General features: G+C 61.6%; 16 protein-coding genes. 10 read left to right on the top strand and 6 right to left on the bottom strand.

What is annotated here, in order from left to right; genetic code table 11:
* Positions 1-142: 142 nt before the first annotated feature.
* Entirely contained in the window at positions 143-1,057 is a 915-nt protein-coding gene (gene hemF / locus MESCI2_RS0128340; protein WP_027039411.1) for an oxygen-dependent coproporphyrinogen oxidase, read from the bottom strand.
* A 114-nt stretch (positions 1,058-1,171) separates the two neighbouring features.
* Here hemF and MESCI2_RS0128335 point away from each other — a divergent pair, with 114 nt between their 5' ends.
* Positions 1,172-1,429, top strand: a complete 258-nt coding sequence (locus tag MESCI2_RS0128335; protein WP_027039410.1) for a hypothetical protein — start codon at positions 1,172-1,174, stop codon at positions 1,427-1,429.
* Between the two features lie 27 nt (positions 1,430-1,456).
* Here MESCI2_RS0128335 and soxR read toward each other — a convergent pair whose 3' ends face one another.
* Entirely contained in the window at positions 1,457-1,900 is a 444-nt protein-coding gene (gene soxR / locus MESCI2_RS0128330; protein WP_027039409.1) for a redox-sensitive transcriptional activator SoxR, read from the bottom strand.
* 130 nt (positions 1,901-2,030) lie between these two features.
* Positions 2,031-2,489, bottom strand: coding sequence for a tRNA (cytidine(34)-2'-O)-methyltransferase (locus tag MESCI2_RS0128325; RefSeq protein ID WP_027039408.1), 459 nt, complete (start codon positions 2,487-2,489; stop codon positions 2,031-2,033).
* A gap of 284 nt (positions 2,490-2,773) precedes the next feature.
* On the opposite strand from MESCI2_RS0128325, the gene MESCI2_RS01000000135835 reads away from it, so the two are divergent.
* Genes MESCI2_RS01000000135835 through MESCI2_RS0128300 form a run of 5 tightly spaced genes read left to right on the top strand, consistent with a single transcriptional unit; the run spans position 2,774 to position 7,823 of the window.
* Complete coding sequence (locus MESCI2_RS01000000135835) at positions 2,774-3,397, top strand: hypothetical protein (protein ID WP_245270486.1); 624 nt, start codon at positions 2,774-2,776, stop codon at positions 3,395-3,397.
* Entirely contained in the window at positions 3,384-5,270 is a 1,887-nt protein-coding gene (locus MESCI2_RS0128315) for an ABC transporter ATP-binding protein (protein ID WP_032901410.1), read from the top strand. Before MESCI2_RS01000000135835 ends, MESCI2_RS0128315 begins: the two co-directional genes overlap by 14 nt.
* Before the next feature lie 10 nt (positions 5,271-5,280).
* The gene (locus MESCI2_RS01000000135830; protein WP_032901409.1) at positions 5,281-7,164 is read left to right on the top strand and encodes an ABC transporter ATP-binding protein; all 1,884 of its coding nucleotides are present in this window, start codon (positions 5,281-5,283) and stop codon (positions 7,162-7,164) included.
* A 5-nt stretch (positions 7,165-7,169) separates the two neighbouring features.
* Positions 7,170-7,511: a DUF6984 family protein gene (locus MESCI2_RS0128305; protein ID WP_027039406.1), complete on the top strand. Its 342-nt coding sequence runs from the start codon at positions 7,170-7,172 to the stop codon at positions 7,509-7,511.
* On the top strand, positions 7,512-7,823 hold the full coding sequence (locus MESCI2_RS0128300) for a DUF6665 family protein (protein ID WP_027039405.1): 312 nt from the start codon (positions 7,512-7,514) through the stop codon (positions 7,821-7,823). It begins immediately after the preceding gene.
* 3 nt (positions 7,824-7,826) lie between these two features.
* Here MESCI2_RS0128300 and MESCI2_RS0128295 read toward each other — a convergent pair whose 3' ends face one another.
* Genes MESCI2_RS0128295 through MESCI2_RS0128285 form a run of 3 tightly spaced genes read right to left on the bottom strand, consistent with a single transcriptional unit; the run spans position 7,827 to position 8,886 of the window.
* Positions 7,827-8,171 (bottom strand): cupin domain-containing protein, encoded by a 345-nt coding sequence (locus MESCI2_RS0128295; protein ID WP_027039404.1) that lies wholly within the window; start codon positions 8,169-8,171, stop codon positions 7,827-7,829.
* A gap of 5 nt (positions 8,172-8,176) precedes the next feature.
* Positions 8,177-8,596: a type II toxin-antitoxin system VapC family toxin gene (locus tag MESCI2_RS0128290; protein ID WP_032901408.1), complete on the bottom strand. Its 420-nt coding sequence runs from the start codon at positions 8,594-8,596 to the stop codon at positions 8,177-8,179.
* The gene (locus MESCI2_RS0128285; protein WP_027039402.1) at positions 8,596-8,886 is read right to left on the bottom strand and encodes a type II toxin-antitoxin system Phd/YefM family antitoxin; all 291 of its coding nucleotides are present in this window, start codon (positions 8,884-8,886) and stop codon (positions 8,596-8,598) included. The genes MESCI2_RS0128290 and MESCI2_RS0128285 overlap by 1 nt, the downstream gene beginning before the upstream one ends.
* 260 nt (positions 8,887-9,146) lie before the next feature.
* Between MESCI2_RS0128285 and petA the strand changes: the two genes are divergently transcribed.
* The 4 genes from petA to MESCI2_RS0128265 all read left to right on the top strand — a co-directional run bounded on the left by petA (position 9,147) and on the right by MESCI2_RS0128265 (position 12,851).
* Positions 9,147-9,707, top strand: coding sequence for a ubiquinol-cytochrome c reductase iron-sulfur subunit (gene petA, locus MESCI2_RS0128280; RefSeq protein WP_027039401.1), 561 nt, complete (start codon positions 9,147-9,149; stop codon positions 9,705-9,707).
* A gap of 16 nt (positions 9,708-9,723) precedes the next feature.
* Complete coding sequence (locus MESCI2_RS0128275; protein WP_013529985.1) at positions 9,724-11,025, top strand: cytochrome b; 1,302 nt, start codon at positions 9,724-9,726, stop codon at positions 11,023-11,025.
* A gap of 28 nt (positions 11,026-11,053) precedes the next feature.
* A complete protein-coding gene (locus tag MESCI2_RS0128270) occupies positions 11,054-11,926 on the top strand; it encodes a cytochrome c1 (RefSeq protein ID WP_027039400.1) in 873 nt (290 codons plus the stop codon).
* A gap of 229 nt (positions 11,927-12,155) precedes the next feature.
* A complete protein-coding gene (locus tag MESCI2_RS0128265; RefSeq protein ID WP_027039399.1) occupies positions 12,156-12,851 on the top strand; it encodes an acid phosphatase in 696 nt (231 codons plus the stop codon).
* Positions 12,852-13,004: the final 153 nt, after the last annotated feature.

The following is a 13,004-nucleotide window of genomic DNA, read 5'->3' as shown; positions in this document are numbered from 1 at the left end:
CGACCCGGTGCCACAAATAGACCAGTCTTTTCAACAGCCTATTAGACGAAAAAGAAATTTTTCGCCGCACCGCGCGCCACATTCCATGCCCATTTCGAGCGAATGGGACATCAATGCGGCTCACGCCGGGCTCACCATTTTGTTACGGCCAGCGGACCTCGGGCGGCAGGCTGGAGAGAATGGACGCGACATTGCCGCCGGTCTTCAGTCCGAAGATGGTGCCGCGATCGTGAAGCAGATTGAATTCGACATAGCGGCCGCGGCGGATGAGCTGTTCGTCACGGTCGCCATCGGTCCAGTTCTCGTTGAAGTTGGCGCGCACGAGGTGACCGTAGACGACGAGAAAGGAGCGGCCGACATCCTGGACGAAGTTGAAATCGGCATTCCAGCCGCCTTTGTCCTCGCCCGAATGCAGCCAGTCGAAGAAGATGCCGCCGGTGCCGCGCGGCTCGTTGCGGTGCGATAGATAGAAGTACTCGTCGCACCAGGTTTTGAATTTCGGGTAATCGGCGACCGCGGCATTCTTCTCGCAAGCGAATTGCATGGCGCGGTGGAAGGCGACCGTGTCGGGGTCGTCCTGGGTGCGGCGGCGATCGAGCACCGGTGTCAGATCGGCGCCGCCGCCGAACCATTGGCGCGATGTTACCACCATTCGCGTGTTCATGTGCACGGCCGGAACGTTGGGATTCCAGGGATGCGCGATCAGCGAAATGCCGGATGCCCAGAAGCGCGGGTCTTCCTCGGCACCGGGCATCTGCTTCCTGAATTCGGGCGAGAACTCGCCATGGACGGTCGAAGTGTGAACGCCGATCTTTTCGAAGACGCGGCCGTGCATCATCGACATGGTGCCGCCGCCGCCGCGCCCCTCGTCACGTTCCCATGGCGTCTTCTCGAAGCGGCCGGGCGACCACGAGGCCAGCGGCCCGCCAAGGTCCTGCTCGATCTGCTCGAAGGTGGCGCAGATGCGTTCGCGCAGCGCCTCGAACCAGAGGCGCGCCTTCATCTTCTTTTGTTCGATGTCGGCGGGCAGCCCTGCCGGTATTTCAGGTCGTTCCAAGTGCCGTCTCCGGTTGCGGGGCGTGAGTCGACAAAAGACTCGTCTTTTCCGGGCGCGATCCCTAATCTCTTAGGGGACAGGGTCAAGTGTCATAACGGTGCAAGGAGTTGTTTCGTGCGCACCCCGGCAAGACCGCCGCTGGATGGCCTGAAGAAGAGGCTCGACCAAAGCCGGGCCGAACACGCGCGCATGCCGCGCGATGGTTTCCTGCGCGAGACCTTCGTGCTGCCGCGCTCGGATGCGCGGCTCAAGGCCAAGGAATGGTTCGAGCGCTTTCCCAAGCAGGCCTACTGGACCGAGATCGAAAGCTGGTTCGAGCGGCCGGGCGACCTGATCGAGTTCACCATCAGGCGGTTGCCGGCGGCGGACTGAAAGGCGACTTGCCTCCCGACAAGGGGTTCAGCCGGCCACCAGCCGCCTAGCCCCTGTGCCTTCCCTCGCCAGCCGGTCGCCCTTATTGCGCAGCGGGCATTTGTCGATCGACATGCAGCCGCAGCCGATGCAGTCGGTCAGCCCGTCGCGCAGTTTCTTCAACTGGGCGATCTTGTGATCGAGCCCGTCGCGCCAGGCGGTCGACAAAAGGTTCCAGTCATCGCGTGTCGGCGTGCGGCCTTCGGGCAGCGATGCCAGGGCTTCACCGATCTCGGCCAGCGAGATGCCGACCTCCTGCGCCACTTTGATGATCGCCACACGTCGCAGCACGTCGCGGCCGTAGCGGCGCTGGTTGCCCGACGTGCGGTGGCTGCGGATCAGGCCGCGGGCCTCGTAGAAATGCAATGCCGATACCGCCACCCCGCTGCGCATGGCCACCTGGCCGACCGTCAATTCCGTTACAGGCGCCATGTCTGATTTTCCGCCCCAATTTGCGCTTGACCTCAAGTTAAGTTGAGCTTGTAGCGAAGAAACCCTGGATGTGCAAACGAAGGAGAAGGCGATGTGCGCCTGGGTCAAGATGACGGGAGACGGAGTGCCGTTATCCGAGTTGCCGGATGGCTTCGCCCGCCACCATGGCGACGGAAAGCGCGACGTTGATGCTGCGCGCCGTACCCTGCATGGGAATGGTCAGCCGCGCATCCGCCGCCTGATGGACAGGATCCGGCACGCCTGCGGATTCCCGGCCAAACAGAAGAATGTCGCCATCGGCGAAGGTGAAGCTGGTGTAAGCGGTCGTGGCCTTGGTCGACAGCAGCACCACTCGGTTCGCGCGGGCTTTCCGCCAGTCCTCGAAGGCGTGCCAGTCGACATGCCGGGTCAGGGCAGCCATTTCGAGGTAGTCCATGCCGGCTCGCTTGAGCGCTTTGTCGGAGAGCGGAAAGCCGGCCGGTTCGATGATGTCGACGCCGAGCCCGAGGCAAGCGGCGAAGCGCAGGATTGTCCCGGTGTTGCCGGCAATATCCGGCTGGTAGAGCGCGATGCGGAGACGACAGTTCATTTCCGCGTCCTTCTAATAAGTGGCAGATCGGCCACAGCGTATCAGCGGTTTTGGAAATTGCTGGACCTGCGGGTGGCCATTTTCTGCGAAGTCGGGTATGTCAGTTCCATTGTCAACCCGAACCGATGGAGGGGAAATTCATGATGACCATGCACATCCAGCGCCCCTCTCGTGGGCTTACCTGCCTGCCGGCGGCTTCGGTACGACGATTCTCCTGACTCTCTAAGACTTGATCGCACCGATTCCCGCCGAAACGATTTTCCGGCTCTTGAAGGAATCCTGCGATGTTTTTCAAAAAGTCAAAAGGGCTGAACGCCCCACCTGAACCTGTCCAGACCGATGCTCGCCATCGTGTCCGGACCGACGATCGTCGTCATGTTCAGACCGACGCAATGCGTGCCTCCGGCCGAATGCCGGCGGACGAAATTGCTTCGCCTTTTTATCTCTATTTTCACACGGAGGACGGACCGATGTTCGATCCCTACAGAATACCGGGCTCAAGGAGCCTGCATATCCACCGACTGCCTACCTGGGCGCTGCTGATCGGCGATACCTATTCGTCGGCGGTTCACGCCGAGATCCGCCGCCGGCCACATCGCGGCATGCTGCCGGACGTCGATTTCTCGCGCGCGGTTCCCGACCCGGGCCGGCCGTCGCTGGTGCGCCGGATCATCCGTTTGATCCGGCCCGGCGCGAAAATCCGGATCGTGAACAGTGCGCCGTCAGGATCGTCAGGCGCGCCTGTCGGCGAAAAGCCCGCGAGCCCCTATATTGCGCGAAGCAGGCCGACGGTCCGGATGATTCCAGACCGTCGGCCCTTGACGCCATGGGTTCCGGGGACTTCGTACGCTCACGTGCCGCGTAAGCGGCAAACACATTTCACAGGCATGACCTATGTTGTTGTTTAGCTGGTTTGAAAAAAGGCTCGATCCGTTCCCCGCGGCGGAACCGGTCGAGCCGCCCAAGACGCTGGTTGCCTTCTGCGTGCATTATACGCGCGGCGCGTGGCCCTACATTCTTTTCGACGCGGTGCTGGTGACGGCCATCGCGATCGCGGAAGTATGGATGTTCGGCTTCCTCGGGCGCATCGTCGACTGGCTGTCGGGGCAGAATCGCGAAACCTTCCTGCAGACGGAAGCCTGGAAGCTCGCCGGCATGGCCTTCATCGTGCTGTTCGCGCTGCCGGGCACGGTATGGCTGCATTCGCTCCTCAATCAGCAGACGCTGATGGGCAATTATCCCATGCGCATCCGCTGGCAGGTGCACCGCTATCTGCTCAAGCAGTCGATGAGTTTCTACCAGGACGAGTTCGCCGGCCGCATCGCGACCAAGCTGATGCAGACGGCTCTCGCCGTGCGCGAGTGCGTCATCAAGGTGATCGACGTCCTGAACTACGTTATCGTCTATTTCCTCGGCATGCTGCTCATCGTCGGCTCGGCCGACTGGCGGCTGGCCGCGCCGCTCGGCGTCTGGCTGGTCGGCTATATCCTTTTGCTGCGTTTTTTCATTCCCCGGCTGGGCAAGGTCGGCGAGGAACAGGCCAATGCGCGCTCGATCATGACAGGCCGGGTCGTCGACAGCTACTCCAACATCCAGACGGTCAAGCTGTTCAGCCACGCGCGCCGCGAAGCGTCATTCGCCAAAGACGGCATGTCCGGCTTTCTCGAAACGGTCTACCGGTCGATGCGGCTGGTGACAGTGCTTTTCGGCTCGCTCTACATACTGAACGCGCTGCTCTTGTTCTCGGTGACCGCGATGGCGCTGTGGCTGTGGCTGGGGCAAGCCGTGACGATCGGCGCGGTCGCCGTGGTCATCGGCCTTGTGCTCAGGTTGTGGGGCATGTCGCAATGGATCATGTGGGAAATGTCGGGCCTGTTCGAGAACATCGGCACGGTGCAGGACGGCATTGCCTCGATTTCGCTGCCGCGCCTTGTCGAGGACAGGCCGGACGCGAAGGAGATCAGCGTTTCCAGGGGTGAGATCCGCTTCGAGGATATCCGCTTCCACTACGGCAAGCAGAAGGGTGTGATCGAAGGCCTGTCGCTGGCGGTGAAGCCGGGCGAGAAGGTCGGCATCGTCGGCCGCTCCGGCGCCGGCAAGTCGACGCTGGTCAACCTGTTGCTGCGCTTCTACGACCTCGAAGCCGGGCAGATATTGATCGACGGCCAGGAGATCGCCGGTGTGAAGCAGGATTCGCTGCGTGCGCAGATCGGCATGGTCACGCAGGACACATCGCTGCTGCATCGTTCGGTGCGCGAGAACATCCTTTATGGCCGGCCCGATGCCACCGACGAGATGCTTGTCGAGGCGGCGCGGCGCGCCGAGGCGCTGGACTTCATATCAGGGCTTTCGGATGCCAGCGGCCGCAAGGGCTTCGATGCCCATGTCGGTGACCGCGGCGTCAAATTGTCCGGTGGCCAGCGGCAACGCGTCGCGATTGCTCGCGTTATGTTGAAGGACGCACCTATACTTATCCTTGACGAAGCGACCTCGGCGCTTGATTCCGAAGCCGAGGCGGCGATCCAGGAGAATCTCTACAAGCTCATGCAAGGCAAAACCGTCATCGCCATAGCGCACCGGCTGTCGACCATCGCGGCGATGGATAGGCTGGTGGTGATGGACAAGGGGCGTGTCATCGAGGAAGGTTCGCACGAGGAACTCGTCGCCAAGGGCGGGCTCTACGCGCAGCTCTGGCAGCGCCAGTCGGGCGGGTTCCTGCTTGAGGACGGTCCCGCCGACGCCGCCAACGACGCACTTGCAAAGGGGCAAGCCGCAGAATGATGGCCGCCGCATGATGACAGCCGTCTATCGCTGGTTCGAGAACTGGGTCTATCCGTTCAGGGAGCCAGCGAATCTTCGGCCACCGACCAGCGTCGGCGGTTTTCTCTGGCACTATGTCGGCCAGGCGAAGTTCGCCTTCTTCGCCATGCTGGTCATCGGCGGCATCGCGCCGCTGGTCGAGGCCGGTCTGTTCTACTTCGTCGGGCGGCTGGTCGATATTCTCGACCAGCTTCCCGCCGAGCGCAGCTGGCACGCATTGTGGGCCGCCGCCGGCCCTGAACTGGTTTTCATGGCCGTGGTGGTGCTGGTCATCCGCACCGTTGTCGTTGGCCTTTCTGCCCTGGTCGACGAACAGACGATCACGCCGGGCTTCTACAATCTGGTGCGCTGGCAGGCTCACCGGCATGTCTCGCGCCAGTCCTACGCCTTCTTCCAGAACGATTTCGCCGGCCGCATCGCGACAAAGGTCTGGCAGGCGGGGCAAGCCACCGGCGACCTGATGGAAAGCTTCATCGAGGTCGTCTGGTTCATGATCGTCTACACGGTGACGACGCTGGCGCTGGTCGCAGGCCTCGATCTCAGGCTGGCGGTGCTGGTGGTGATCTGGATTTCCGCTTTCGCTTGGCTGGCCAAGCTCTATTTGCCGGCAATCCGCAAGCATGCCGAGGAAACCGCCGAGGCCGGCTCGATGATCACCGGCCGCATCGTCGATTCCTATTCCAACGTGCAGACGCTGAAACTGTTCTCGGCCGACGGCGACGATCGCTACATCAGGAACGGTTTCGACATCTACCTCGACGCATTGCGCCCGTTCACCCGCCGGCTGACGGGCGTGCGCATGGCGCTGACGACGCTGTCGGGCATCATGATCACGGCGATCGGCTGTTTTGCCGTCTATCTCTGGGTCGAGGGCTCGATCACCGTCGGCGCGGTTGCCTTCACCCTGTCGCTGGTGCTGCGGCTCAACATGCTGCTCGGTCGGCTGATGATGCAGCTCAACAGCATCTTGCGAAACCTCGGCGTGCTGGAGAACTCCAAGGCGCTGATTTCGCAGCCGCTCGGCCTCACCGATGCGCCCGACGCCAAGGAACTCGTGGTGGCAGGCGGTCGTATCGAGGTGAACAACGTCGAGTTCCATTACGGCAAAGGTTTCGGCGTGCTGAACGGCATCGACCTTGTCGTCAAGCCGGGCGAGAAGGTCGGGCTGGTCGGGCCGTCCGGGGCCGGCAAGACGACGCTCGCGAACCTGATCCTGCGGCTCTACGATCTGGAGAGCGGGTCGATCACCATCGATGGCCAGGATGTCGCCAAAGTCACGCAGAATTCGCTGCGCGCCAATATCGGCGTCGTCAGCCAGGACACGGCGCTGTTCCACCGTTCACTGCGCGACAACATCAAGCTCGGCATGCCTGACGCGACCGATGCGGAGGTGATCGCGGCGGCGAAAAAGGCCGAGGCGCACGAGTTCATCCTGACCTTGCGCGACAACAGGGACCGCGCCGGCTACGAGGCCTTTGTCGGCGAGCGCGGCGTCAAATTGTCGGGCGGCCAGCGCCAGCGCGTGGCGATCGCCCGCGTGTTTCTCAAGGATGCGCCGATCCTGATCCTCGACGAAGCGACCTCGGCACTCGATTCCGACATCGAGGCGGCGATCCAGGAGAATCTGACGCGGCTGATGGAAAACAAGACGGTCATCGCCATCGCCCACCGGCTGTCGACGATCGCGGCACTCGACCGGCTGGTGGTGCTCGATGGCGGCCGCATCGTCGAGCAAGGCACGCATGACGAGTTGGTGGCGCTCGACGGGCTCTATGCGCGGCTCTGGAAGCGGCAGTCCGGCGGTTTTCTCTATCACGAGGACAGCGTGCTCGAAGAGACACGCCCGGCGGAGTAGCTTTTATGACTGCTGTCTTGCCGCTTCAGACTGAAGCGCTCAATGAGTTACGGTTTGGCTTGCTTACATTCCTCTCCGACTGTTCGGGGCTTTCCACGCCGGTCGCCGTCTCGTTTACAACACTGGACGATGGGGGCATGGGAAGCTTCGAAGTCGTAACTGTTGGATATTCTTTGGCGGCCAAGCCGCGACTCATCTCTGATTTCACCTACACGGATATCGACGGTATGGGCGTTTTGGTGTCCGCGTTTTCGGATGGACACATTATTTCCGTTGTGGATTTTTGGAGATACGATTTCGCTCCTATTTTGTCTTTTCCTGAAGCTAAGGACTTGGAGGCCCGCTGAATGTCTCTGCGATCCCCTCACGGTCCAACGAGTGCTACCGCTGCCGAAGCCGCCTTCGACGCGCTCGGCCATGAAATATTGGCGGAAAAGGCGGCAGCACTTGGCCGCGCCGGCCAGCGGGTAGAGGAAACGCTGGCCAGGCTGCGCGACAATGCCGACGAGCAACTGCGCCCCCGGCTGCTCAAGGATGCCGCCGAGGCGGTGCATGGCTATTTCATCCAGCGCGAGCTGTGCGGCTTGCGCAAGCACGATGCCGTCATTCGTGAATACAACATCCCGAAAGCGGTGCTGGCCAGGCTCGGCGCGAAATAGGGATCACTCCAGCCATTCGGTGATAAAGCTGCCGTTTTCATGGATGTCGGTCGTTTCCAGCGGGCCTGGGCCGAGATTGGTGAATTTGTGCGGCGTGTTGGGCGGCACGATCAGGATCTGGCCGGCGGATGCCTCGATCTCCTGGTCGCCGACGGTGAACAGGCCGGTGCCCTGGCGGATGATGAAAATCTCCGCGTAGGGATGTGTGTGCAGCCGTGGACCGCCGCCGACATCAGGCAGGTGGTTGAAGATCAGGCAGGAGTTGGAGCCGTAGGCGCCACATTGCAATTCGCCCTTCCAATGGTCGGAGCGAACGGCCCAGGTGTCGCGGTCGATGATATGTGCCATGGGCCCTAACCCTTCGCCGGTATCCATGGATTGAAAAGCTTCACGCCGGTACCTTCGAAATCCCTCGTGTTGCGAGTCACGACCGTCAAATTATTGACGAGCGCTGTGGCGGCGATGTAGGCGTCGCGGTCTGGCTTTGGATCCGGAACGTGGAGGGGTGCGCAGCGCAGCGCGACAGCGAGATCCACGGGCAATATGCGCTCTGCAATTTCGGCAACCAATCCGTCGATCCAGGCGCGCAGAACGGCTGCTTTCTTCGTGTCCTTTCGCTCGGCTCTCAGAGCGCCGATCTGGGCTTCGAGAATACTGACGGCCGAAACATGAAATTCGGCTGGATTTCGGTCCTCTGCCCAGGTCCGAACGTTCGGGTCGCATCGGTCCCTTCGCCTGAGTTCGGAAATGACATTCGTATCGAGCAGATACATCAGTCGAACTCGGGCGGACGCAGGGAAAAGCCCTTGAGTTGCGGGATTTCGAAATCAAAATCCGCTTCCGGCCGATCATCCGCCAGAACGTCCGCAAGGCTTCTATGCTTCTCTGATTTGCCCAAGGCTTTCAGTTTCTCAAATTCCTCCATCGACATCAGCACATGGGATGGCTTGCCACGGTCGGTGATGATGACCGGTCCGTTCCTGGCAGCCCGCTTGGCAAGCGCCGTGTCCTGGTTGAATTCACGGCTCGACATGATGGTGATCGTCTTCGTCGAGATGTTCATTTCAGCACCTCCCTGGAGAAGATGTAGACATATTGCTACATTCAGCCAAGCCCGTCAAATTCATCGCTGTGCGGAACCCCCGCGACAATCTGCCCTTGTGCCTTCACCCGTCTGGACAAAAACGGGCTTCACGCATAAACCGAAGTCCAAATGCCGGAGGAATTCGCAAGCCTGTTCGCCATGCGCTGTCGGGTTGGCGTAATTGAGCGGGGAACAAGGCTCAACCACCGGCACGGAAGAGGCGAAAGGATCAGGCACCCGTGAGCGCAACCGACACCCAGGATCCCAACCGTCGTGATTTTCTCTACGTCGCCACCGGCATGGCCGCAGTGGTCGGCGCGGGTGCTTTCGCGTGGCCGTTCATCGACCAGATGCGCCCTGACGCCTCGACGCTGGCGCTCGCCTCGGTCGAAGTCGACGTTGCCTCGCTGACGCCGGGCATGTCGCTGATCGTCAAATGGCGCGGTAAGCCGGTCGTGGTCCGCAACCGCACCGAACAGGAAATGAAGGACGGCGAGGCGGTCAAGCTGGCCGATCTCAAGGACCCGATCGCGCGCAACGCCAATCTGCCGGCCGACGCACCCGCGACCGATGCCAATCGCACCACGCCCGGCAAGGAAGCCTGGATGGTGATGGTTCAGGTCTGCACGCATCTCGGCTGCATTCCGCTTGGCCAGGAAGGCGATTTCGGCGGCTGGTTCTGCCCGTGCCACGGCTCGGTCTACGATACGGCCGGCCGCATCCGCAAAGGCCCGGCGCCTGAGAACATGGCGGTTCCGGTATTCAAGTTCATTTCCGATACCAAGATCCTTATCGGTTGAGGCAGGGGATATTTCGATGAGCGAGGGACACTCGACCTATACGCCCAAAACCGGTCTCGGACGCTGGTTCGACGCCCGCATGCCGCTGCCGCGGCTGGTCTATGACAGCTTCGTTGCCTATCCGGTGCCGCGCAACCTCAACTACGCCTGGACGTTTGGCGGCATCCTGTCGATCATGCTGGTGGCGCAGATCCTGACCGGCATCGTGCTGGCCATGCACTACACGGCCGACACCAATCTGGCCTTCGGCTCGGTCGAGAAGATCATGCGCGACGTGAATTCGGGCTGGCTGCTGCGCTACATGCATTCGAACGGCGCCTCGTTCTTCTTCGTCGCCGTCTACATCCACATCTTCCGTGGCCTCTATTACGGCTCCTACAAGGCGCCGCGCGAGCTGCTGTGGATCCTCGGCTGCATCATCTATCTCCTGATGATGGCGACCGGCTTCATGGGATACGTGCTGCCATGGGGCCAGATGAGCTTCTGGGGCGCCACCGTCATCACCGGCTTCTTCAGTGCCATTCCGCTGGTCGGCGACTGGATCCAGCAGCTGCTGCTCGGCGGCTTTGCCGTCGACAACCCGACGCTGAACCGCTTCTTTGCGCTGCACTATCTGTTGCCGTTCATGATTGCCGGCGTCGTCGTTTTGCACATCTGGGCGCTGCATGTCGTCGGCCAGTCGAACCCGACGGGCATCGAGGTCAAGTCCAAGACCGACACCGTCGCCTTCACCCCCTACGCGACCATCAAGGACGCGTTCGGCATGATCGTGTTCCTGTTCTTCTTCGCCTATTTCGTCTTCTACCTGCCGAACTATCTCGGCCATCCCGACAACTACATCGTCGCCAACCCGCTGAAGACGCCGGCCCACATCGTGCCCGAATGGTATTTCCTGCCGTTCTACGCGATCCTGCGCGCCATCACCTTCAATGTCGGGCCGATCAACTCCAAGCTCGGCGGCGTGCTATGCATGTTCGGCGCCATCGTCATGTTGTTCCTGGTGCCGTGGCTCGACACTTCGAAGGTGCGCTCGGCGGTTTACCGGCCCTGGTACAAGCTGTTCTTCTGGTTGTTCGTGGCCGATGCCATTCTGCTTGGCTGGCTGGGCTCGCAGCCGGCGGAAGGCAGCTATGTGTTCATGGCGCAGATGGCGACATTGTTCTACTTCGCCTTCTTCCTGATCGCGCTGCCGGTGCTCGGCCTGATCGAGACGCCGCGACGGCTGCCGAATTCGATCACCGAGGCGGTGCTCGAGAAGAACAAGGGCGGCAGCGGACATCCGGCGGGCGCTACGGCGGCTCCGGAAACCAAAGGCTGAGCGGGTAGAGAATCTAAGGGGATTTGGCATGAAAAAGATTCTCACCTCGCTGGCGCTGATCGGCCTTGTGGCTGTCGCCGCTGGGGCCGCGGGCACTCGGGCGATCGCCGCCGAAGAGGCACACAATGTGGCCAATCCGACGCATTTCCCGATCGACGAGCCGAAGGAAATGGACTGGAGTTTCACCGGCCCATTCGGCACTTACGACAAGGCGCAGCTGCAGCGTGGCCTCAAGGTCTACAAGGAAGTCTGCTCGGCCTGCCATTCGATGAACCTGGTGGCGTTCCGCACGCTGTCGGACCTCGGCTATTCCGATGCGCAGATCAAGACGCTGTCGGCCGAGTACACGATCCACGACGGCCCCAACGATGCCGGCGACATGTTCGACCGTCCCGGCAAGCCGTCCGACCACTTCCCGCCGCCCTTTGCCAATGAGGAAGCCGCCGCTGCCTCCAATGGCGGTGCTGCTCCGCCCGACATGTCGCTGCTGGCCAAGGCGCGCGGCGTCGAGCGCGGCTTTCCGCAATTCGTCTTCGACATCTTCACCCAGTATGACGCGGGCGGGCCCGACTATATCCACTCGCTGCTGACAGGCTATAACGAGACACCGCCTGCCGGCATGGTCATCCCGGAAGGCACCCACTACAATCCGTACTTCATGTCCGGCGTGTCGCTGAAGATGCCCAACCCGCTCTCCGACGGCCAGGTGACCTATGATGACGGTGCGCCGCAGACCGTGGACCAGTATTCCCGCGACGTCTCCGCCTTCCTGGCGTGGGCGGCCGAGCCGCATATGGAAGACCGCAAGAAGACCGGTTTTCGCGTTCTGGTGTTCCTGCTTTTGTTCGGCGCGCTGGTCTATCTCACCAAGCGCAAGGTGTGGGAAGGCGTGGCCCACTAGACCGGTTCACCGTTTCACGGAAACGGGGAACCGCTCCAGCTCCTTGTTTTGGCGCAATTCCGGACGGAAAACCGTTTCACACTTTTCCTGGAATTTCTCCAGGCCACACAATCAAGTGAACGCAAAGGGCGCCGAGAGGCGCCCTTTTGCATTTCCGGATGCCGGTCGTGTCACATGGCCGTCACCGCATCCGGCGATCCTGTGCTGCTCTCATCAAAGGATCGCATTCATGAAAAGATACGCATCGCTCGCGGCAGGCCTTTTGCTGCTCATCGTCGGCTCGGCCGCGCAAGCGGAAGACGCCCAGCCCTTCGTCACCAACAAGGATATCGACCTGACGATGATCCTGCCGCCGCCGCCGGCAAACGATTCGGCACAGACCAAGGCCGAACTCGGCGAGGTGCTGACGCTGCAGGTCACACGCACGCCCGAGATGGTAGCCAGCGCCGTGGCCGACGCCGAGGAGAATGTCTGGCGCTTTGCCGACGTCATGGGGCCGAAATTCAACAAGGAAACGCTGCCAAAATTCAGCGCCTTCTTCGATCGCGTCGTTGCCACCGAAGGCGCCGTCGTCGATCCGGCCAAGGATGTCTGGAAGCGCCCGCGCCCGCACCAGCTCAGCGACCTCGTCAAGCCGGCGGTCAAGCTGTCGAGTTCCGGTTCCTGGCCGTCCGGCCACGCCACCGTCGGCACCATGATGGGCATCATTCTGTCCGACATGGTACCGGAAAAGCGCGCCGAGATCATGGCACGCGCGAGCAAATACGCTCACAACCGCGTGGTTGGCGGCATCCATTTTGCGTCCGATGTCGAGATGGGCAGGATTTCCGGCAGCGTCATTGCCGCAGTCCTGCTCAACCGGGACGACTTCAAGGCTGAATATGAAGTGGCCAGGGCCGAGCTTCGTTCCGATCTCGGCATGTAATCCTCGTCAGCCGGATTAGACCAGAAAGGGGCGCTTCGGCGTCCCTTTTTTTGCTCATGGCCATGTCCGGAGGGCAGCTCGAAAAATAGTCCGTTGGCATGGCGGCATCAGGTTGATATTCGACGCATCAACGGCGGCGAGCGACTTGCCCCG

The organism is Mesorhizobium ciceri WSM4083 (assembly GCF_000519305.1).
GTDB lineage: Bacteria > Pseudomonadota > Alphaproteobacteria > Rhizobiales > Rhizobiaceae > Mesorhizobium > Mesorhizobium ciceri_B.
This window is presented reverse-complemented; position numbering and strand designations above follow the sequence as displayed.